Source organism: Candidatus Methylomicrobium oryzae, from assembly GCF_016745425.1.
In the GTDB taxonomy this organism is placed as follows: domain Bacteria; phylum Pseudomonadota; class Gammaproteobacteria; order Methylococcales; family Methylomonadaceae; genus Methylomicrobium; species Methylomicrobium oryzae.
This window is the reverse complement of sequence record NZ_JAERVK010000023.1, coordinates 14,910-37,141: the sequence shown is the minus strand read 5'-3', so window position 1 is coordinate 37,141 and position 22,232 is coordinate 14,910. Positions and strand designations below refer to the sequence as shown.

The window sequence follows — 22,232 nt, the reverse complement described above, 5'->3', positions numbered from 1 at the left end:
GGGTTTCGGCTGACGCCTCTACCCATCCTACATCTTTGTATACGGTATACGGTGACGGACTAGGCGTTGTATGTCGTCGACGCTACCTTGCCGCCCTGGCCGGTCCAGTCGGTATGGAAGAACTCGCCTCGCGGCCGGTCGAGCCGTTCATAGGTATGCGCGCCGAAATAATCGCGCTGCGCCTGGAGCAGATTGGCCGGCAGACGCTCGGTGCGGTAGCCGTCGAAATAAGCCAGGGCGGACGAGAATGCCGGCGTCGGAATGCCGAGTTCGATGCCCAGAATCACCGCCTTGCGCCAGCCGGCCTCGGCCTTTTTCATCGCGGCGACGAAAAAGTCGTCGAGCAGCAGGTTTTCGAGTTCCGGATTTTGGTCGAAGGCTTGCTTGATATCGTTCAGGAACTGGCTGCGGATGATGCATCCGCCCCGCCACATCAACGCGATTTCACCATAGTTCAGCGACAGTTTGTACTCCTTCGAAGCCTCCCGCATCAGTCGGAAACCCTGTGCATAGGAAATAATTTTGGCCGCGTACAGCGCATCGCGAATCGCATCGATCATCGCCGGTTTGTCGCCTGTAAATTGCCCCGGCTGTTTCGGCAAAATCTTCGCTGCCCGAACCCGCTCGTCTTTTTGCGCAGACAAGCAGCGTGCAAACACCGATTCGCCGATCAGCGTCAGCGGAATCCCGAGATCGAGCGCATTGATCCCGGTCCATTTGCCGGTGCCTTTCTGGCCGGCGGTATCCAATATCTTGTCGAGCAGCGGCTGGCCGTCGTCGTCCTTATAGGCCAGAATATTGGCAGTAATTTCGATCAGATACGAGCTGAGTTCGCCCCGGTTCCATTCGGCAAAAATTTGATGCATCTCGTCCGCGGAGAGACCAAGTCCTTCGGAAAGCATCTGATAGGCTTCGCAGATCAACTGCATATCGCCGTATTCGATGCCGTTGTGGACCATTTTGACATAGTGCCCTGCCCCATTCTCGCCCACCCATTCGCAGCAGGGCTCGTCGCCCACTTTCGCGCTGATCGCCTGGAAGATCGGCTTGACCGCAGGCCATGCCGCCTGATTGCCGCCGGGCATGATCGAAGGCCCGTTCCGGGCGCCTTCCTCGCCGCCCGACACGCCGGTACCGATGAAGTTGAGCCCTTTCTCCGCCAGATAGCGGGTACGGCGGTCGGTATCGGTAAATAGCGAATTGCCGCCGTCGACAATGATGTCGCCGGGCGAGAGCAGCGGAATCAATTTTTCGATGTATTGGTCGACCACCTCGCCGGCCTTCACCATCAGCATTACGATACGGGGCGTTTCGAGGCTATCGACCAGATCTTCGAGCGAACGGGTGCCGATCACCTGAGTGCCCTGCGCAGGGCCTTCGAGAAACTCGTCGACCGTGCGGGTCGTGCGGTTATAGACTGCGACCTTAAAACCGTGGTCGTTCATATTCAGGACCAAGTTCTGGCCCATGACCGCAAGGCCGATCAATCCTATATTCGCTTTCATCAGTTGTTCTCCAGGAAAGTTGGGTTCGATCGGATTTTATCACGCCGGAAAGAAGGGCTGATAGAAAAGCACGGGATACGGGCATTTAACCCGAGTTGGCGTGACGCATCCTGATTCTGGCTTGTATCATGGCGAAAATCACGACGGCCAACAGCGCCGCCAGCGAAAGCTCCAGCAGCACAAAGGCGCCGATCTTAAAATAAGCGAATTGCGGGTGCACGAAACGGACCAGCCAACCGCCCGCTTCATCCGCAACCGCGGAAACATAGGTCAGGCTGCTGATCCAAATTTTGAGCCGTACCGAAAAATCGGTCATCAGCATCAGGTGAGTCAGGGTCACGACCAGCATGCCCATCGAGAACAGATGAAAATGCGAAACTTCGAGCATCCCTTCATAGCTGCGCGGCGGCTTGAATTGCGCTTCGTCGCCCAGGTAATAGAGCCTTACCGATTCGGCTGTCAGATCCATCCGGTGAAAATACATCAGGCCGTTGCTGATCCACAGCAGCACGATGTAGCCTAAAAACATCAGCACCAGAGCGTTCATCAAAGATTTCCGGTACTGTTCGCCGGTTACGAAATAACGCATGGCTATGGTTTCTGCTCTTTGATCATCACCTGATACACCGCCATGACCTTGCGAATGCTGCCGAGGCCCGCCCGGGTACTCAAGGTGGCACCGCTGATACCGTCCACGCCCTTGCTGAAATCCATCTCGGCGAGCGGGCGTTTGTACAACTGCTCGAACCAGCGTTCCGGAGGCATGTATTCGGGCGGTTCGTGAAAGGCGAGTGTATAGACGTTGCGCAGCTCGCCTTCGGGCGTCAACACGATCATCAGCGTTTCCGGCTGGGTTCTGACCGTGACCGACTCGATCGCGGCGTAACCGAGAACCTTGCCCTGTTCCTTGCCGACATAGAACGTAAACATCGGCGACTCCAGCTTGGCCTTGGCCAAGACCTCAATTTTCGCAAGCTGCTGCTCGTCGGGAAACAGTGACAGCAGATCGACCGTTTTGCCTTTGCCGAAGGCCAGTTCCATCGCCTCTTCTTTACTATAGAAAACCCCGGCCTGAGCCGGGGGTATGGCGGCCGCCAAAAGCAGCGCCGCCAGCAGGGTGGCGTTAAGCCAAAAATATAGCTTCAAGATTTGCTTCCTCATATTGGATGAGGCTGAATTCATTTTGAATGAACCGCCGAAATTCCTGCGGAGTATTGGATACCGAGTTCATATCATACACCAAGCCGGGATAATCGCCGGGCGGAAAATGGTTTTGAATTCGAGGCCGTATTCGTCCGACATTTTCAGAAGGCCCCGATGTGTTGTATCTCACGATAAACGGCTCATCGGATTTTTTCGTTTCCTGCCGCAAATGCTCTGAGCCTTCGAAATCGGGCCTAGATCTCGGCAATATTCCACTTCTCTGCGCAAATCACGAACCAAATGTGTAGCTAAATTTCCCTATGGATTACGTGTATAAAATTCCACAATAATGATAATGGTTTGCAATTGTATTACTAAAACAATATACTTTTTTTATATTTATTTCAAAGCGATGAAGGGAAAGTAATGAAATCATTCAACCGAAAGACCTCATATTGCCTAGCCATATCAATTAGCTCGGCTCTCGCCGGAAACGTTCAGGCGGCTCAGCCAATGCCGGCTACGATGGAAGAAATGTGGAAGATTATCCAGCAGCAGCAGAAGGAAATCGAAGCCCTGAAAACCAAATCTTCCCAAAACGAAGCGCTGCAGCAGGAAATCAGCGTGCTGAAGGAAACGCAGCAGGCGCAAAGCAAAGCGCTTCAACAGGCCACCGCCGCACCGGCGGCAGTGCCTGCCGGCGCCGCCGGCAAGGGCGCGCTGGAGCGCAAAACCGACGTGCTCGCCGGCGAAGTGGAAAAACTCAAGACCCAGCTCTTCATACCGGAGTCGCGCGAATACAAAAGCCAATACGGCTTGGGCCCCGCCGCCTCCAACGTCTACCGGGTCAACCGCGGCCTAGCCATCGGCGGTTACGGCGAGGCGATGTACACCAATTATGCCAATCCGCGCGGCGACAGTATTACCAACAAGGACACCACCGATCTGGAACGCGCAGTCATTTATCTCGGCTACAAGTTCAACGACTGGATCATTCTGAACAACGAGATCGAATTCGAACATGCCTCGACCGGCGAAGGCGGCGAAGAAAAAGGCGAAGTCTCGGTGGAATTCTCCCAGCTCGATTTTCTGCTCGATCCCAAATACAACATCCGAGCCGGCCTGATGCTGGTGCCGATGGGCTTCATCAACGAAATGCACGAACCCACCACCTTCCACGGCAACCATCGGCCGGACGTGGAACGCTACATCATTCCTTCGACTTGGCGGGAAATGGGAGCCGGCCTCTTCGGCGAGATCCTGCCCGGCCTGCAATACCGCATGTATGCGATGAATGGGCTGAATGCTGAAGAATTCAGCAATATCGGCATCATGGAAGGGCGCCAGGGCGGCAGCAACGGCAAGGCAGAGGATTTCGCCTTTACCGGGCGCCTGGATTACTCGCCCTACTTCGCGCCCGGCCTGATGGTGGGCGCCTCGGCATTCCTCGGCAACAGCGGCCAAAAGGACGCGGTGAATTTTGACGGCAATAGCGTCGACGTTTTCACCCAGCTTTACGAAGGCCATATCCAATATAAATACCGAGGACTGGAACTGCGCGCGTTGGGCGCCTGGGGCCAGATCGACAACACCGAATTCCTCAATCCTCTGCTGGGCGCGGGCGGCCCGGTCGGCAAGGAAAATTACGGCTGGTATGTCGAAGCGGCCCACGACATCATGCCGTTCCTCTGGAAAGACAGCAACCAATACCTGGCGCCTTTCTTCCGTGTCGAGCGTTACAACACGCTGGCCTCCGTGGCCACAGACCCGGTGACCGGCATGCCGTTCGATCAGAGCACCGGCCTGGACCGCTGGATTTATCAAGCCGGTCTGAGTTATAAGCCGATCGACAATGTGGTCATCAAGGCGGATTACCGCAACATTCAGGATCGGAAACTCGTTCCGCTCGGTGTGCCGTTCGGCGACGAATTCAACCTCGGCGTTGGCTTCATTTACTGATATTTTCGCCGCCCGGCATGCCGGGCGGCCTTTACCGCAGGTTTTCCGATGAAATTAAAGTTCTATGCCATCATCGCCGTTGCCGGGGGATTAGCCGTCGCACCGGCCGGAGCTGCAGTACCCGTACTGCCCGGCAGCCAGAATCTGACCCCGAAGCAGCAACTGGGCCAGCAATTGTTCTTCGACACCAATCTCTCCGAACCGCCCGGTCAGGCTTGCGGCACCTGCCACAATCCCGCGGCAGCCTTTACCGATGCCGATAAATCCAGACCCACATCCAAAGGCGTCATCGCCGGCCTGCTCGGCAACCGCAATACGCCGACGGCAATGTATTCGGCCTATGCGCCGGCCTTTCATTTCGACCGCGGGGAAGGTCTGTATTTCGGCGGCCAGTTTCTCGACGGCCGCGCTTCGACGCTGGCCGACCAGGCCAAGGCGCCTTTCCTCAATCCCATCGAGATGGCCAATCCCGATCCCGGAACCGTGGTCGACAAAGTCCGCAACGCGGACTATGCGGCGATGTTCGATGCCGTATACGGCGCCGGCGCGCTGAACGATAGCGGGGCCGCCTACGACCGCATTGCGGATGCGATCGCCGCCTTCGAGCGCAGCCCGGTATTGAACCGCTTCAGTTCGAAATACGATTATTTTCTGTTCGGCAGAGCCGCGTTTACCGCACAGGAAAGACGCGGACTGGCGGTTTTCGAAGCCGGCAACAAGGGCAATTGCGCGGCCTGCCATCCCAATCGGCCGGTGAACGGCACGCCGCCGCTGTTTACCGATCACAGCTACGACAATATCGGCGTACCCAAGAATCCGGAAAATCCGTTCTACGGCCTGGATCCCCAATTCAATCCCGACGGCGCCTATTTCGTGGATCTGGGCTTGGGGGGCATTCTGGATGCTCCGTTGGAAGACGGCAAGATCAAGGTATCCACCTTGCGCAATGTCGCCGTTACCGCGCCGTATACGCACAACGGCTATTTCAAAACCCTGCGCGGAGTCGTGGAGTTTTACAGCACTCGCGACCTCAAGCCGCGCTGCCGCAATCCGCTGACGACCGAAGCCAGGGCACGCGCACAGAAATGCTGGCCGGCGGCGGAGGTACTCGCCAACGTCAATCACGGGGAATTGGGATCGCTGCGCCTCACGCCGCGCGAAATCGACGATCTGGTGGCTTTTTTGAAAACGCTGACCGACGGCTATAAAAGCGAATCGCCCTGGCAATTTAAAGCCCCGTGAAAAAATGGCCGAAAGCCAGTGCCAGAGGCACGGTGAGGCCTTTTAGATTAGGCCAGCGCGCAATTCAAGCCTCTAAAGCGCAAGCGGGCAACCGCAATGCTGTTTGCAAAATCTGCAACTGCCGGAAATCGAGGATAGGCCGCATAGAGAGTCGAGCCGTAAGGATCGCTTTCTCTATACGCGCCTTCGGAAGATCTGAGCAGCATTTCCGAACTCCGGGTGAACGCCTGAGTCCTTTCCCCCGGCACATCAAGGGCGCTCAATGCGAAAAACTTTGCCGCCGTAACTCGCGATGACCCCGTCGGGACGGATTTCCCTGATCTCGATCGCATCCTTGGTGGTCTGGCCGGCCTTGTATTTCGTCATGTTCAGTATGACAAAACGGTCTGCGGGGTTGTCAGTGTACATGAAAACGTTGATGGCCATCTTCGGCACGGAGCTGCGGAAGTTGTAAGGCAAATCCTTGAATAAAGGAATGTCCTGCCGGCCCGCCGCCGGTGAGGCATCGCTCTTTCCTTTCCCGGCATCGCTTTCGGAATCGCTCGGGCTTTCGGCCGCGGGCACCGGCTGAGCCCGTCTTGTCTGTCTTTCCTTCCGGGCCAGCTCCCGTGCGCCGGTTGCGGCTGGCGAGGGGACGGTTTGAGCGCCGCGCTCGGGTTTGTCGGGCATTGCCTGTTTCGGCCCTTTCACCTCTGCGGCCCGGCTTGCCGCGGCTAGTTCTTCGATTGAAGGCGATTTTACGGCAGGCGCTGCGGCGGTTGGCGCCGAAGGGTTAATCACTTCGGGAACCGGTGCCGCTGCGGCCGGCGCTTTTTCGGAAGGCGCATCGGTGTTAGCCGGTTTTACCGCACCCGGCTGAGGCTTCCGCGCTGCTTTTTGCTGTAACGTCCGGGCGTCGGCTTGCCTTGCCGCCGCCGGCGTATCGTCCGTTTTTTTCAAATACCAGACCAACAGCAGCAGGGCCAGCAGATTGACAGCCAGCAGAGCGCCGATCACTATCGCGATTTTCCGGCTTTTCGGCGCCGGCGGCGTCAACACTTGTTCGGTCAGGGTTTCCGGCCGGTTGGCCTGCCGCTCCTGCTCCGATTTGCGTAGGGCATTGAGAATATAAGACATGAGTTAATCGGTTAAGGTCAGATGAGGCGTGTTCGGCGCCTCGGTCAGATTGTCGAGATAAAACAGGGTTTGGACTCCCACCACACCGTCTTCGGTCAAATGGTGCCGGTGCTGAAATTTGAGGACTCGATTCTTCAAATCCTGATCGAATAGCTGGGGCGCCGCTACGGTTGGATTCAAGCCGTCGAACAGCGCCATCTGTTGCCGAAGCCAGACAATTCTCTCTGACCGCTCTTCGGGGAAAATCGTTCGCGCATCGGCGATTGTCGATGTCCATAGCAATAAATAGTAGCCGTTCCAATAACTCAGCACCTCGGCCAGCGAAAAGTCATGCCGGTCGCTTCCGAGCAATACCGGGTTTCCTTGCTTGAGGCCGGTCAGCAGCGCGTAGCGCTTTTCGTCGGTCGGCAGCACGAACTCCAGAATGACCGGCCGATTCATCGCCAGCAGCTCTTTCCAGCTGGCCTTGCCGAGCTGGCATAACACGCCGAAGGACTTAACCGCCTCGCAATCGGTCGTGCCGCCGGGCGAAGCCGTTTTTCCGAGCGCGCTCAGTGCGTTCGCAAAGCCCAGCGGCAGCGTCAAGCGAATATCGGTCACCCATTCGGCAAACGAAACAGGCCTCGGAGGCAGCGGTTCGGTTTTCGGGGCAAGAGCCGGAGCCGTCGATACGGATTTAGGAGCGGTCGGACCGGACGTTGCTTCCGCCGTTTCGGATTGGCGCCCCAAAAACCGGTGCCGGAACGCCGCATCCAGGTCAGGAAACAGATAATAACGGCCGGCCGCCACCCCACCGAGCGCCAGCATCCCCAGCAGGGCGAGACCCCATGCCGGCCACTTCGGTTCGGCCGGCGCCAGGGCTTCCTGCGCGGCGTTTTTGACCATGCCCGGCGTTACATGCGCGGCGTTTTCCGCATAAGCGCCAAGCAAAGCACGGTCGCACAAAATATTGATCACGCGCGGAATGCCGCCGGACAACTTGTATATTTTCCGGATCGCCCGCTCCTTGAACAGATCGGGATCGCCGCCGCAAACCCGCAACCGGTGCCGGATATAGTCCCGGGTTTCGGTGTACGACAACGGCTGCAAATGATAGCGTGCAGTGATGCGCTGATTGAGCTGCCTGAGCTCCTGCCGCCGCAGCATCTGTTTCAATTCGGGCTGGCCGACCAGAATGATTTGCAGCAGCTTGGTCTTGCTGGTTTCCAGATTGGTCAGCAGGCGGACTTGTTCGAGTACTTCCATGCTCAGATTTTGCGCTTCGTCGATCAGCAACACGGTGCGCCGGCCGATCGCGTGCGCCTCCAGCAGGTAATGGTTCAATGCATCGACCAATTGTTTCAGCGTCTGCCGCCCTTTATCGTAGGCCACCCCCAACTCGTCACAAATCGCCGCCAGGAGCTCGATCGCATTCAGCTTGGGATTCAGGATCAACGCGATGTCGATAGTGTCCGGCAATTCGCCGAGCAGGCAATGGCACAGGGTCGTCTTGCCGGTGCCGACTTCGCCGGTCAATGCGACGAAACCGCCGCCGACGGTAATCCCGTATAAAAGGTGCGCCAGACCTTCCTGATGGCGGCGGCTCATGTAAATGAAATGGGGATCGGGCGCTATCGAAAACGGTAATTCCGCAAAATGAAAATACTGCTCGTACATAGCGGGAATCGGGTAATACAGATTAGGATGAACCCCGATTTTAACCTATACCCGTCAAAAGATGAAAAAATGCTCCCTTCTTCGGCGAGAGCGGCATTTTCCCTATATAATCTGGCAGCCCTCCGGCACACAGCCTCTCGACCCATTCACACCATGCCGATCAACGAAAACCAACTGTACCGCAAACTGGCCTGGCGCCTGCTCCCTCCGCTCTACATCATCTATATCCTGGCCTATCTCGACCGCATGTGCGTCGGCTTCGCCCAGCTGCAGATGAAAGATGCGCTGCAGTTCAGCGACACGGTGTACGGCTTTGGCGCGGGCATCTTTTTCGTCGGTTACATGCTGTTCGAGATTCCGAGCAACCTGATTCTGGAAAAAGTCGGCGCGAAACTCTGGCTGACCCGAATCATGGTTACCTGGGGACTGATTTGTTGCGCGATGGTGTTTATCGAAACGCCGCAGGGCTTCTATATATTGCGCTTTCTGCTCGGCCTTGCAGAGGCCGGCTCGTTTCCGGGCATGATTCTGTATTTCAGCTACTGGTTTCCGGCCCCGGTCAGAGCCAAGTACGGCGCGCTGCTGATCACCGCGACCGCGGCCTCCGGCGTGCTCGGCGCGCCGCTGGCCGGGCTGCTGCTCGGCATCGACGGCGCGTTCGGGCTTCAAGGCTGGCAATGGCTGTTCCTGGCCGAAGGCGCGCCTTCGGTACTGTTCGGCTTTGTGCTGTATTTCTGGCTGACCAACCGTCCGGCCGAAGCCGGCTGGCTGAATGGCGAAGAGAAAGCCTGGCTCGAAAGAACGTTGGCCGCCGAACGCGAAACGGCCCCGCCCCATCATGCCGCCGATCTAAAACAAGCCCTGCGCCATCCGAAAGTCTGGCTTCTGGCGCTGATCTATTTCGCGGTGGTGATCAATTATTACAGCATCAGCCTCTGGCTGCCGCAGCTGATCAAGAACTGGGCAGGACTCGACAACGTGCGCACAGCCTTGTTGACCGGCCTGCCCTATCTCGCGGCGGTGATCGCGATGGTGATCGTCGGCGCGCATTCGGACAAGACCCGGGAACGGCGCTGGCACATTGTGATCTGCGCTTGGGTGGCGGCCGCCGCGTTCGCGCTGAGCCCCTACCTCGCATCGCCGGTCTGGGCGATCGCCGCGATCGCGATCGCGGCGGCAGGCGTCTGGAGCACCCTGGCGCCGTTCTGGACGCTCCCGCATACGCTTCTGAAGGAGGGGCCGGCCAAAGCGTCGGGCCTGGCGCTGATCAATTCGATCGGCAACTTGGGCGGCTTTGCAGGCCCCTATGTGATCGCCTGGCTGAAAACCGCGACCGGCGACTTCAAGCTGGCACTGCCGCTGTTGGCGGCGACGATGGCGTCGGGCGTCCTGCTGATTTTTGTGGCGGTAAAGCCGGAAGAAAAAACGCCCTTACTCAGGTCAAATGAAAAATTACTTTCGAATCGATAGCCAATCGATATTATTGCTTTGAATTCATGGGCCTATCTTTCCGTTTTGACATTTGTTTCCCGCCCGATACAATGTTATGAACTTTAAATTCATTATTTCGATAGAGAATCGTCGGCTTTCCAACTCCGAAGCCTGTGCTTGAAGCTGCGGAATCGCCTTTTTCTCGCCGAAAATCAATCGCCTGGCGCCTTGCTTCGGGCGTTCCATAATACTTGAATACTTGGCGTCAAGGATGACCGACTTTAATTACCCAAATTCGTACGAAACACATGGCAAATCAGCACTGGAAAATTCAGCCTAACGAGGTATTAAGCGCCGGCCCCGTGATGCCGGTGATGGTCATCAAAAATCTCGACGACGCGGTGCCTTTAGCAAAAGCCCTGGTCGAAGGCGGCATTCGCGTGCTGGAAATCACTTTGCGTACGCCGGTCGCGCTCGACGCGATCCGACGCATCAGCCGGGAAGTCGAAGGCGCCATCGTCGGCGCCGGCACGATAGCGAACCCGGCGCAATTACAGGCCGCGACCGACGCGGGCGCGGTCTTCGCAATCAGCCCCGGCATCACCCCTTCCCTGCTGGACGCGGCGGTGACTGGCGGCATTGCCCTGATTCCCGGAATTGCGACCCTGTCGGAGCTGATGCTGGGCATGGAATTCGGCCTGGACCACTTCAAATTTTTCCCGGCCGAAGCGGCCGGCGGTATTCCGATGCTGAAGTCGATTGCAGGCCCTTTTCCGCAGGCGACCTTCTGCCCGACCGGCGGCATCTCGCCCGATAACTATCTGGCTTACCTCAAACTCCCTAACGTAGCCTGCGTAGGCGGTTCCTGGCTCGCTCCCCAGGACGCGCTGAATGCGAAAGACTGGTCCAAAGTCACCGAGCTCGCGAGACAGGCCATCGTCAACGCCAATCCCGATTAATTGATTCCGCAATCGACATTAAAACACGCCGCAACGGCGTCCCAACCGAGATTGACATCATGAGCAAATCCAGCACTATCGTCCTATCCACTCCCGAATCCGAACCACTGTGTACGCTGCCCGTGTTGTCCGGCACGATGGGCCCCGGCGTGCTGGATGTCCAGTCGCTGTACAAGCAGACCGGCATGTTCACCTACGACCCCGGCTTTACCTCGACCGCCAGCTGCAGATCCTCGATCACTTATATCGACGGCGAGGCCGGCGTATTGCTGTACCGGGGCTATCCGATCGAGCAACTGGCCATGCAATGCTCGTTCCTGGAAGTCTGCTACCTGCTGCTGCAGGGCGAATTGCCGAACTTCGAGCAGCTAAAAGAATTCGAGCACAACATTACCATGCACACGATGGTGCATGATCAGCTGACCAATTTTTTCAAAGGCTTCCGCCGCGACGCGCATCCGATGGCGATCATGGTCGGCGTGGTCGGCGCTTTATCCGCTTTCTATCACGACGCGCTGGACATCCGTTCGCCAAGCGATCGCCAAATCAGTGCGATCCGCCTCTTGGCCAAGGTGCCGACGATCGTCGCGATGTGCCATAAATACAGCACCGGATCGCCCTTCATGTATCCGCAAAACAAGCTCAGCTATGTCGAAAACTTCATGCGCATGATGCTGGCGACGCCGTGCGACGAATATGTGCCGAATCCGGTACTGGTCAAGGCGCTCGACCGGATCCTGATCCTGCACGCCGACCATGAGCAAAACGCCTCGACCTCGACCGTGCGGCTGGCCGGCTCCAGCGGAGCGAATCCGTTCGCCTGCATCACCGCCGGCATCGCCTGCCTGTGGGGTGCCGCACACGGCGGCGCGAACGAAGCCGTACTGCACATGCTGGAAGAAATCGGCGATGTTTCCCGGATCGGCCTTTACATCGACAAGGCGAAAGACAAAAACGACCCGTTCAGGTTGATGGGCTTCGGCCACCGCGTCTACAAAAACCACGATCCGCGCGCCAAACTGATGCGCGAAACCTGCTACGAAGTTTTAGGCGAACTGGGGCTGCAGGACGATCCTTTGTTCAAGCTGGCGCTCGAGCTGGAACGGATCGCGCTCGAAGACGAGTATTTCATCGAGAAAAAGCTGTATCCGAACGTCGATTTCTATTCGGGCATCGTGCTGCACGCGCTCGGCATACCAAGCAAGATGTTTACCGCGATCTTTGCGATGGGCCGAACCGTCGGCTGGATTTCGCACTGGGACGAGATGATTGCGGATCCCGAGCAAAAGATCGGCCGGCCGCGGCAGCTCTATACAGGAGCAACCCGCCGCGATGTACCCGCGCGGCACGGCAGGACCGTTTAAGCTAATTACAGACCTGCCACAGGTTTTTAAAAATTTGGCAGGTCTTTTTCGAACGTTTTGATGAAAATCATGCAGGCCTTTCCTGAACTGATCGGCTACCTGGCCGCACTGCTGACTACCGCCTCGTTTCTGCCGCAGGCACTCCTGACCCTTAAAACCCGCGATACTGCCTCGCTGTCGCTGTCGATGTACGCAATCTTTACGCTGGGCGTGTCGCTTTGGCTGATCTACGGCATTTTTCTGCACAATACCGCGATCATCGCGGCAAATTCGGTCACGCTACTGTTATCCGCCTCGATTCTTTACGTCAAAATTTACAACCGGCTAACCGGCAGGGAGCAAAGCCATACGGCGGAAGCCGCCGAATAGCGCCGGTTTTTTCGAAGATGAGTAACGGAAGCCCGGCCGATGTTTTTTTCACCATGAAACGGGATCAAAATCCATAGCGACAGGTCGTCGCTATCCGGCCCCGCACAGTCAGGCAGTTTCCTGAAAACCGAATGCGCCGGCCGCGCGCCGCTGATTGCATTTTCCTTATAAATCAAATAGACTGCGCCTCATTCCCAAATTGCGGTTTCTCTTTAATTTCCGGGGATTCAAGCGCGATACTTCCCCCCAATCTGGCAACGATGGACATCAATAGAATCAGAAAAGAACACAACTCCGGCGGGATCGGCGGCATCATCAACAGCATACAGACCCTGTTCGTTGCCGGCCTCAGAGTATGGACGATTCCGATCGTGCTGATGCTGAGTATGGCGACCGGTTTCACCACTTTTTTCGGCTTATCGCATTTTATCGTTTCCTGGATTGCGCTGATCATCACGATCGCGATCCAGTCGATCATCGTGATCAGCTCGCTGGAAATCGCCGGCATGCACTGGAAAGCGAATAGACTGCGCTTTTTCAGCGTACTGGCTTCGTTGCTGGTAGCGGTTTCCGCTTCGATTACCTTCTCGTATTTCAAGTTCTACGAGATTTCCCAGAAGGAAAACATTCAAATCGACCGGTTGAACAAAATCCGTACCGATGTGAACGCCTATCTGAAAAGCGTCGCCGACACCAAAACCAAAATCCTGAAACAGCAGCAGGCCGAGCTCGACAAGGCTTCCGAGAGTGTCACCCAGGCCTATTACGGTACTCACCCGGACGCCCCGGCGGCGCAAAAAAACATGGTCGGCCAGGGACCATTTTTCCGCTACCAGCGCGAGGTGTTCGAAACCAAAAAGAAGGAATCGGCGCAGGTTGTACAAGAATTCGAGAAACTGAATCAGGACATCCGCGTACTCCAAAACGGGCTGAACGAATGGAACATGAGTTCACCCGATGCGGAAGCACGCTACCGTAAAATCGTTTCCAGCCTGCAGGAAGTTTCGATCAAATTCAACCAGATGGCGACCAGCAGCGGCGTCATTACACCGGACATGCCGATTTTGATGACTTATACGGAAATCGTGCAGGGCATTACGCCGTCGTTCGCGATGTGGAAGGACTTTTCGCTCTTCGCCTTCCTCTGCGCGTCCATGGCCGATTTTTTCACGGTGTTTTTATCCTACCGACTGGAGTTCACCGCACCGGGCCCCTTGAGCGAGCGCGAACAGGAACTGGTCTTCGAATGCCTGCGCCAGTTTACCGAATTCAGGATCAACGAAAACGACGAGCTCGAGATGGTGATCGAAAAATCCGAAATCGAAAAAGCCCGGCGTTATTCGGACTGGCCGCGGATGTTCGCGGTCGGCTTCTTATTGAGCCGCGGCTTCCTGCGCAAAATCGATTCGAAGTCGGTTGAATTTGCCCCGAATCTTTATCCCCTGATCGCAGAACGGATGAGCGCGCAAATCCGCGCCCTGAAAGCGCAGCAGGCAATCAGCGCTTCCAGCCCGGCCGTTCCGGCCGCCTTGGAGGTGGCCGATGACGAATAAACAAGCGCTGCTCGACGCCTGGCTGACCAGCCTGCCGCCGCAAACGTTTTCCGACGCCCTCGAAACCGAGGTCTGGGATCCGGGCTTCGACGGGGAGAGCCGCGTCGTGCTTTCCAAACTGGGACCGTATTACCGGCTGTTCGAATATCCCGCGAAATTCTTTCCGCGCTTTTACCACCGCGTCTATCCTTTACCGGTCGCCGAATGGCCGATCAGCGTTTCCACGCCTCTTTACGGAGGACTCTGCACGCTCAAAGCGCAATTGACGATCCATTTCCAGGCCACTTTCAGCTATGCCGAGCGCAACCTCGAGACCCTCTCCGACATCAACGCGCATATCAAATCCGGCTATGAAGGACTGATCCGGACAACCGTCGATGCCGAGCTCAGGAACCTTCGCGACGGCAGATGGATCGAATCGGGCCTTTTCGCCACCGAAAAGCAGATCGAAAAAGCGATCAACGAGGCGCTGACCGTCAAATACATCAAATGCCGCACAGTCTGTGCGCTCACCCCGTCGTTTGCCGACCTGGAAGACAGCCCCGGCCTCGACGGCCGTTTTACCCAGGAGGCGGTTTACCTCAGCATCCTGGAGAAAAATTTCGAATTCCGCGAGAAGCGGGCGCGCGAGCGGACTCGTCAGGAACAGGTGCTGGAAAAGGAACGCCTCGAACACCTGAACCAGCTGCATGCGTTAGAGCAGGAGAAACTGGCGATCGAGCGGGAGAACCAGCGCCAGCTGCTGGCTGCGCAGGAAAAACAGAACGCCGATCAGTTTACGATCGAAGCGAAGCTGCACGAAGAAAAGGTCAAGCACGAAAAGCACCTGCAAAGCATCGAGCAGGCCGCCGCCCTGCAGTTCGAACTCGAACAGCAAGCCCGCCGGCAAGAGCTGGAGCAGCAGCTGCATGCAAAAAGGCTTGAACACGAAGCGATCCTGAAAGAACGGGAGCTGCAAGTCGGCTACAAGGCGCAGGAAGTGCTGCAGCAGGAGCAGCAGAAATACGAAGAACAACTCGAAGCCGAACGCATCGAGCACCAGACCCGCCTCAAGGAAATGCAGCTGCAGGCCGAAATCAAGGAACTGGAACTGCGCGTCGAAGTCACCAAAAACAAGGACGCCTACCTGCACCGGCAAATCGAATGGCTGGTGCTGGACAAACAGCGCGCCGAACTGTCGCGGGCGATCAAGGAAGCCGAGAGCGACATCGAGGCAGCGAACCGGTTGTCGCAATCGCAGGCACAGTAATCGTTACCTCTTCAATCTTTTCATACCTTTTTATTCCATCATAGAGAAAATCCGGTAAAAACGCGCCGTAAAACCTGCCGTACGGATTGGCTTCTTTCCGGCGCGAATTATCAATCGGCCATTACTCTCCCCATATTGCCGACCTTCTTTCGGCTGGCTATCCGTGCGCGATCGGTATTGAAAATTTTTCATTTTCTCAATAGGATGGCGCCTGTTTGAGGCCGTCTTTATTAAAAGCTTGTACAGCGATTTTCCCTCGTTGTTGCAAATTCGCTGCTATTCCACTGATTTGTTGCGCTGTCATCAAACCGTAACATTTCTGTCATTTCTCCGTCATTTTTATTCTCTATCCTTGCCGCAGTTTTAATCATCACTGTGAGCAACCATGACCTTATCCAAACTGACCTTGGCTGTTGCGACCGTTCTCGGCGCCGGGGCCACATCTTCCGCCTTTGCAATCGATCTCTACGTCGACGTTAAAACCAAGCAAATTTATGCCGAGCCCGGCCCGAACCGGCAGCTAATGGGCTCCTTTGAAAGGGTCGAGGATGCACCCGCGAAAACCGCCGAGCAAAAGAATGCTGCAGAGATTGCCGCGATTCGGGAAGAAATGGCATTAAAAGACAATCAAATCAAGGCGCTTGAAGAACATGCCCAGGAAGCTTCTGGACCTGAGTCAGTGCATGTCAAACTGAGCGACGGGATACATTTTGCGACCAAAGACGGCAATTTCACAGCCGGAATTAACGGGCGCATGCAGGTCGACTCACAGGCCAATGTTAATCAGAAATTGCCTGTAGATTTTGTAACCCCGACAGGCGTTCCATCGGAATTAAACGATGGCACAACACTCCGCCGGGCGCGTCTGGGCGTCGAAGGGACTTTTTTCAAAAATACCGACTATAAATTCGAATACGATTTTACGCGCGGCAACGGCTTGAACGCGGGCGGTATTACCGACGCATTCATTCGCTATAATTTTTCCAAGCCTTTCTCGGTCAAGTTCGGTGCCTTTAAAGAACCGTTCAGCATGGAAGAAGCGACCAGCAACCGCTATACGACGTTCATCGAGCGGAACATGGCCGTCAATACCCTCGTGGACAACCTGAATACTTATAAGGTGGGCTTCGGCGCGAACTACGCGGCCGAACGCTGGCAAGTTGGCACCTCGCTGCAAACGGAAGGCGTCGGCGGTTACAACAACGCTTACGGAAGCAACTCGCTTACCGGTAGCACAGGCAGCGCCGTCAATACCAACGGCGGCGTCAATCGGAATGGCGGCGGTGGTGATACCAGTTGGGAACTCAATGCTCGCGTGACGGGCTTGCCGTGGATGGAAAGCAAAACCAAATTCTTGCATGTGGGTGCATCGGGATCGTACATTACCTTTAACAATAATTACAAAGGTGATGGCTCCTTCAACAATGGGGGCGTCATTTTCGCCAACGGCATAGGCGCCAACGTAGACCGTACCTCTATATTGAATACGGGTAATTTGACCTCCGGCAATATTAAGTCGGCAGCTGCGATTCAAGCCGATTACCTCCACCGGTGGGGCGCCGAAACCGCGCTGGTTTATGGCCCATTCTCGGTGCAAGGCGAATATATACAAGCCAATATTCACGGGCAAGGCTACAGTAGAGACGAATCGCTGGAAGGTTACTACGGCTATATGACCTACTTCCTGACCGGCGAATCGCGCAACTATAAGGCAAAAACCGGCGCCTGGGATCGGATCAAGCCGAACCACAACTTTGACATGCACGGCGGCTGGGGTGCATGGGAGCTTGCGGCCGGTTACGATTATATGGACTTGAACTCCGGCATCATCAATGGCGGACGCGCATCAACAGCCAAGTTCGGTATCAACTGGTATCCTAATTCGCATCTCCGCGTAATGGCGAATTACGTTCATGCCTTGGATATCGATACGGGTACCGTCACTACCGTTCCAGGCGGCACTACTGCAAATGCTACAAGTCGGGCATTTAATAATGCCGATCTGGATATTCTTGAAACCCGCGTTCAAGTCGACTGGTAACAGTCGCAGTTCGGCAGGATAGGTTTTTTAGCCTTCCAAGAGCCGCTATTGAAAGCCGCCCTGTAATCATCCTGCAGGGCGGCTTTTTTATGCGCAAATGTCTCCTACCTACCGGCGGTAATTGATTCCCAAAACCGACTCGCCCGGCAGAGGCGGGGCGTAATAAGGGCTGATTTCGGAAGCTTTTAAGCCGGTAGAAAGACGAAGGCCGGTGGAAACTGCACAGCAGGAGGTCCGGAGCGGCACACGCATGCCGGCTTCAGCCCAAGGTCGGTGTTTCCCAATCGAATACCGGCAGGCTGTGCAGCGTGGCGCACAGCCCTTCGTTCCAGCGCTGCTGCAATTGCAGCAGATACGGATCGTTGGCGGCCAATTTCAAGTGGTGGTTGATCTTCATGTCGTCCTTTCGGTAGATCGCGACCTCGAACGGCGGTCCGACCGTCGCATTCGAGCGCGAGGTCGCATCGAGGGAGACCAGCAGCAGGCGCGCGCCTTCTTCGAGGCCGGTCAAGGCGCCGACCGCACGGTCAAGCACCGGCTTGCCGTATTTGTTTTCACCGATCTGCAAATAAGGGGTTTCGCGCGTCGCTTCGAAATAGTTGCCCTGCGGATAGATCAGCATCAAGCCGGGATTTTGCCCCTGGATTTGCCCTCCGAGAATCAACGTGGTTTCGACGCTAACGCCGGACGACATCAGAGCCGGACCGTGTTCCCGCTGAATTTCCTGGCTGATTTTTCCGATATAGTCGGCCGCTTCGAACATATAACGCGCGGTCAACAGGCTCCCTCGATCCGAAGGGTATTCCAGATCGCGCACAATACGGTTCAATACGCCCTGGGTGGTCGCCAGATTGCCGGACGACATCAGCACGAAGAAACGGTCCGGCGCCGGCGTAAAGATATGCAGTTTACTGAACGAGGTCACATAATCGACGCCGGCGTTCGTGCGCGAATCGGACGCGAACACCAAACCGTCTTTCAACAGTAACCCCACACAATAAGTCATTGCATTTTCTCCCCGAAAAAATCAAAAAACGCATCCATTTTAGAAGATGCGGTTAGTTAAAGCGACTTTTTTCCTACCTCATGGTTCCCCTTACGCTGTCCGGACTGTTTTTTCGGTACAGATCTAATTTTTGGTACGGTTTTTGCTTTGAAATATCTGCACAGACGCTAAGACCCGTTCCGTTTTTCGACATTTCTTCATTACGCAGCTTTATTTTGAGAACGCCCATGTCTCTGACCATCGCGATTCAACATCTTACCGTTTACGAATACGATCAGCCGGTAGCGCTGGCGCCGCATCTGATCCGCTTGCGCCCTGCACCGCATACGCGCACGCCGCTCCATCAGTATTCCTTGAAAGTCGAACCGGCCAAGCATTTCGTGAACTGGCAGCAGGACGCCTTCGGCAACCATGTCGCACGCTATGTGTTTCCGGAAAAAACACAGAAACTCTCGGTCGAAGTGAGCCTGGTCGCCGAATTGGTCACGGTCAATCCGTTCGATTTTTTCATCGAAGACTACGCTAACGAATTCCCGTTCCGGTATGAGCCCCAGCTAGCCAAGGAGCTGGCGCCTTATTTCGAAATCAGGGAAGACGGCCCCAGGTTGCGCCAATGGCTGCAGGAATTCCCGAAGCGGCCCGACCATACGGTCAATTTCATCGTTGCATTGAACAGCCGCCTGCAGCGGGACATCGGCTATACGCTGCGCATGGAGCCCGGCATCCAGAGCTGCGAGGAAACGCTCGAATTCGGCACCGGCTCCTGCCGGGACAGCGCCTGGCTTCTGGTGCAGATCATGCGCCATCTGGGACTGGCAGCGCGTTTCGTGTCGGGCTATCTGGTGCAATTGGCTGCCGACCGGAAGAGCCTCGACGGCCCGTCCGGACCGGAGCAGGACTTTACCGATCTGCACGCCTGGACCGAAGTCTATCTGCCCGGCGCGGGCTGGGTCGGCATCGATCCCACTTCGGGGTTGTTCGCGGGCGAAGGCCATATTCCGCTGTCCTGCACGCCCGACCCGGTCAGCGCGGCGCCGATCACCGGCGCGGTCGACAAGTGCGAAGTGTCGTTCCATTTCGAAAATCGGGTCGTCAGGGTGCACGAGGATCCGCGCGTCACCAAACCCTACAATGCGGAACAATGGACTGCGATTCAAAGGCTCGGCGAGCAGGTCGACGCACGATTGCAAGGCAGCGACGTGCGGCTCACCCAAGGCGGCGAGCCGACATTCGTCTCGATCGACGACATGGATTCGCCCGAGTGGAATACCGAAGCGCTCGGCGAACACAAGCGCGAACGCGCCGAGGACCTGCTGCACCGGCTTTATCGCCGCTGGGCGGAAAGCGGCGTGATGCACCACGGCCAGGGCAAATGGTATCCCGGCGAGCAGCTGCCGCGCTGGTCGCTGGGCGTCTTCTGGCGCACCGACGGCGTGCCGGTCTGGCGCAACCCGGCCCTGCTCGCCGCTTACCGGGACCGCCTCCGGTCGCAGACCAATCTGTCCGGCCGCTTCATCAGCCGCCTTGCCGGCTTTCTCGGCGTGCCGAGCGATCATGCGATGCCCGGCTTCGAGGATGGGCTCTACTACCTCTGGAAGGAAGGCAACCTGCCGGCGAATGCCGACGTGCTCGACTCGAAGCTGCGCGACCCGATCGAACGGGCCCGCCTGCGCAAAATTTTCGAACAGGGCCTCGACCGGGTCGTCGGCCATGTGCTGCCGATCGCCTGGGACTACAGCAAGGATCGGTGGCGTTCGTCGCGCTGGAAATTCCGCCGCGAACACATGTTCCTGTTGCCCGGCGATTCGCCTATGGGTTATCGGCTGCCGCTGGACAGTCTGCTGTGGGAGCCCGCCGATCAACGCCAGCAGCTGATTCCGCTCGATCCTTTCGCGCCGAAAACGCCGCTGCCCGCCGATCACAGTGCGTTGCAGACCCGTTATACGCACCGCCTCGGTGCGGCCGCTCCGCATCCGGGCATCAGCGAACAGGGTTTTGCCGATGCGGCCCACGCCGATTGGGACCGTTACCTGATCCGTACCGCACTCTGCGTCGAAATTCGCGACAACCGGCTGCATGTGTTTCTGCCGCCTTTGACCGACCTTGAGCACTGGCTGCGGCTCGTCGTCGCGGTCGAAAACACTGCCGCCGACCTGAACATTCCGATCCTGCTCGAAGGCTACGAGCCGCCGCGCGACGAACGCCTGAAGCGCTTCAACATCACGCCCGACCCCGGCGTGATCGAAGTGAACGTACCGCCCGAAGCCGACTGGGCCGCATTGTCCGAATTGACCGAGAGCCTGTATGAGGAAGCCCGCCTGGCGCGCCTCGGTACCGAAAAATTCATGCTCGACGGCCGCCACACCGGCACCGGCGGCGGCAATCACGTAACGCTGGGCGGCCATACCGCTGCCGATTCACCGTTTCTGCGCCGCCCGCACCTGTTGTCCAGCCTGGTACGTTTCTGGCAGCACCATCCCGGCCTGTCTTATCTGTTCTCGGGCCTGTTCGTCGGCCCGACCTCGCAGGCGCCGCGCGTCGACGAGGCGCGCGACGAATCGCTGTACGAACTCTCGATCGCGCTGAAGCAACTCGCGCAGCATCAGGCACCGGCTCCGTGGCTGGTCGATCGGGTGCTGCGCAACCTGTTGACCGACATGACCGGCAACACCCACCGCGCCGAATTCTGCATCGACAAACTCTACGCCCCCGACGGCCCGGCCGGCCGCCTCGGCCTGGTCGAATTCCGCGCCTTCGAGATGCCGCCGCACCACCAAATGAGCATGGTACAAATGTTGCTTCTACGTTCATTAGTTGCACGGTTTTGGGAGCATCCGTATGAGCTTGATCCTGTACGCTGGGGCACCGAACTGCACGACCGCTTTCTACTGCCCCATTTTGTTGCGGGCGATCTGAAGGATGTGACCGAAACGATGCAGCGCTGGGGTTATCCGTTCGCAATGGACTGGCTCGCACCGTTCCTGGAATTTCGCTTTCCGCATTACGGAGCGGTGCAGATCGGCGATGCGGAACTGGCGCTGCGGTTCGCGATCGAGCCCTGGCATGTGCTCGGCGAGGAAGTGACCGCGCAAGGCACGTCCCGCTTCGTCGACTCGTCGGTCGAACGGCTGGAAATCAAGGCGCGGGGGCTGACCGAAGGCCGCCATGTCGTGACCTGCAACGGCCGCAGGGTGCCGCTCCGCCGCACGGCGCGCCGCGACGAATGGGTCGCGGGCATCAGGTACAAGGCCTGGCAGCCGGCCTCCGGCCTGCACCCGACGATTCCGGCCCAGGCGCCGCTAGTGTTCGACCTGATCGACACCTGGAACGGCGTCGCGCTCGGCGGCTGCACTTACCATGTCGGGCATCCGGCCGGACGTAATTACGAAACCCTGCCGGTCAACGCGAACGAAGCGGAAGCCCGGCGGCTGGCACGGTTCTGGGCACACGGGCATACGCCGGGGCCGATCACCGCGCCGTGCGAGGAAGTGAACAACGAGTTCCCCTATACGCTGGATCTGAGAACGTGAATGTAGGGTACGCTCGACTGCAGGGATGCAGGAGCTAGATCGCGTCGGGAACATGCGATCGAGAGCTATGCCACCACTAAAGGGTGGTCTAGGGACAGAGCAATTGCCG

Annotated in this window: 17 protein-coding genes; 10 read left to right on the top strand and 7 right to left on the bottom strand. The window is 57.2% G+C overall.

Translation table 11 applies throughout. The annotated features are described in order from the left end of the window. Positions 1–59: 59 nt before the first annotated feature. The 3 genes from gnd to JJL52_RS19795 form a co-directional block, all read right to left on the bottom strand. A complete protein-coding gene (gene gnd, locus JJL52_RS19805) occupies positions 60–1,505 on the bottom strand; it encodes a decarboxylating NADP(+)-dependent phosphogluconate dehydrogenase (RefSeq protein WP_202054247.1) in 1,446 nt (481 codons plus the stop codon). Between the two features lie 85 nt (positions 1,506–1,590). Next, entirely contained in the window at positions 1,591–2,094 is a 504-nt protein-coding gene (locus tag JJL52_RS19800) for an Aq_1264-related membrane protein (protein WP_202054246.1), read from the bottom strand. A 2-nt stretch (positions 2,095–2,096) separates the two neighbouring features. Continuing rightward, positions 2,097–2,651 carry an FMN-binding protein gene (locus JJL52_RS19795; RefSeq protein WP_236994387.1) on the bottom strand — a complete coding sequence of 185 codons (555 nt, stop codon included), beginning with the start codon at positions 2,649–2,651 and terminating at the stop codon, positions 2,097–2,099. Positions 2,652–3,161: 510 nt separating this feature from the next. Here JJL52_RS19795 and JJL52_RS19790 point away from each other — a divergent pair. Then, the gene (locus JJL52_RS19790) at positions 3,162–4,607 is read left to right on the top strand and encodes a hypothetical protein (protein ID WP_236994386.1); all 1,446 of its coding nucleotides are present in this window, start codon (positions 3,162–3,164) and stop codon (positions 4,605–4,607) included. A gap of 48 nt (positions 4,608–4,655) precedes the next feature. Further along, complete coding sequence (locus JJL52_RS19785; protein WP_202054244.1) at positions 4,656–5,849, top strand: cytochrome-c peroxidase; 1,194 nt, start codon at positions 4,656–4,658, stop codon at positions 5,847–5,849. A gap of 47 nt (positions 5,850–5,896) precedes the next feature. Here JJL52_RS19785 and JJL52_RS19780 read toward each other — a convergent pair whose 3' ends face one another. Genes JJL52_RS19780 through JJL52_RS19770 form a run of 3 tightly spaced genes read right to left on the bottom strand, consistent with a single transcriptional unit; the run spans position 5,897 to position 8,621 of the window. Next, positions 5,897–6,055 (bottom strand): hypothetical protein, encoded by a 159-nt coding sequence (locus JJL52_RS19780; RefSeq protein WP_202054243.1) that lies wholly within the window; start codon positions 6,053–6,055, stop codon positions 5,897–5,899. A 43-nt stretch (positions 6,056–6,098) separates the two neighbouring features. After that, a complete protein-coding gene (locus tag JJL52_RS19775; RefSeq protein WP_202054242.1) occupies positions 6,099–6,965 on the bottom strand; it encodes a general secretion pathway protein GspB in 867 nt (288 codons plus the stop codon). Positions 6,966–6,968: 3 nt separating this feature from the next. Next, positions 6,969–8,621 (bottom strand): ExeA family protein, encoded by a 1,653-nt coding sequence (locus JJL52_RS19770; protein ID WP_202054241.1) that lies wholly within the window; start codon positions 8,619–8,621, stop codon positions 6,969–6,971. 153 nt (positions 8,622–8,774) lie between these two features. On the opposite strand from JJL52_RS19770, the gene JJL52_RS19765 reads away from it, so the two are divergent. The 7 genes from JJL52_RS19765 to JJL52_RS19735 all read left to right on the top strand — a co-directional run bounded on the left by JJL52_RS19765 (position 8,775) and on the right by JJL52_RS19735 (position 17,587). Further along, complete coding sequence (locus JJL52_RS19765) at positions 8,775–10,091, top strand: MFS transporter (RefSeq protein ID WP_202054240.1); 1,317 nt, start codon at positions 8,775–8,777, stop codon at positions 10,089–10,091. A gap of 269 nt (positions 10,092–10,360) precedes the next feature. Continuing rightward, positions 10,361–11,011: a bifunctional 4-hydroxy-2-oxoglutarate aldolase/2-dehydro-3-deoxy-phosphogluconate aldolase gene (locus tag JJL52_RS19760; protein ID WP_202054239.1), complete on the top strand. Its 651-nt coding sequence runs from the start codon at positions 10,361–10,363 to the stop codon at positions 11,009–11,011. Between the two features lie 59 nt (positions 11,012–11,070). Beyond that, positions 11,071–12,375, top strand: coding sequence for a citrate synthase (gene gltA, locus JJL52_RS19755; RefSeq protein WP_202054238.1), 1,305 nt, complete (start codon positions 11,071–11,073; stop codon positions 12,373–12,375). A gap of 69 nt (positions 12,376–12,444) precedes the next feature. Next, on the top strand, positions 12,445–12,744 hold the full coding sequence (locus JJL52_RS19750) for a SemiSWEET family sugar transporter (RefSeq protein ID WP_202054263.1): 300 nt from the start codon (positions 12,445–12,447) through the stop codon (positions 12,742–12,744). A gap of 260 nt (positions 12,745–13,004) precedes the next feature. Continuing rightward, the gene (locus JJL52_RS19745; RefSeq protein ID WP_202054237.1) at positions 13,005–14,297 is read left to right on the top strand and encodes a hypothetical protein; all 1,293 of its coding nucleotides are present in this window, start codon (positions 13,005–13,007) and stop codon (positions 14,295–14,297) included. Beyond that, the gene (locus JJL52_RS19740) at positions 14,287–15,546 is read left to right on the top strand and encodes a coiled-coil domain-containing protein (protein ID WP_202054236.1); all 1,260 of its coding nucleotides are present in this window, start codon (positions 14,287–14,289) and stop codon (positions 15,544–15,546) included. Before JJL52_RS19745 ends, JJL52_RS19740 begins: the two co-directional genes overlap by 11 nt. A 385-nt stretch (positions 15,547–15,931) precedes the next feature. Beyond that, positions 15,932–17,587, top strand: coding sequence for an OprO/OprP family phosphate-selective porin (locus JJL52_RS19735; RefSeq protein ID WP_202054235.1), 1,656 nt, complete (start codon positions 15,932–15,934; stop codon positions 17,585–17,587). A gap of 259 nt (positions 17,588–17,846) precedes the next feature. Here the strand turns inward: JJL52_RS19735 and JJL52_RS19730 are convergent, their stop codons facing one another. After that, complete coding sequence (locus tag JJL52_RS19730) at positions 17,847–18,593, bottom strand: proteasome-type protease (protein ID WP_202054234.1); 747 nt, start codon at positions 18,591–18,593, stop codon at positions 17,847–17,849. 227 nt (positions 18,594–18,820) lie between these two features. On the opposite strand from JJL52_RS19730, the gene JJL52_RS19725 reads away from it, so the two are divergent. Next, complete coding sequence (locus JJL52_RS19725) at positions 18,821–22,123, top strand: transglutaminase family protein (protein ID WP_202054233.1); 3,303 nt, start codon at positions 18,821–18,823, stop codon at positions 22,121–22,123. Positions 22,124–22,232: the final 109 nt, after the last annotated feature.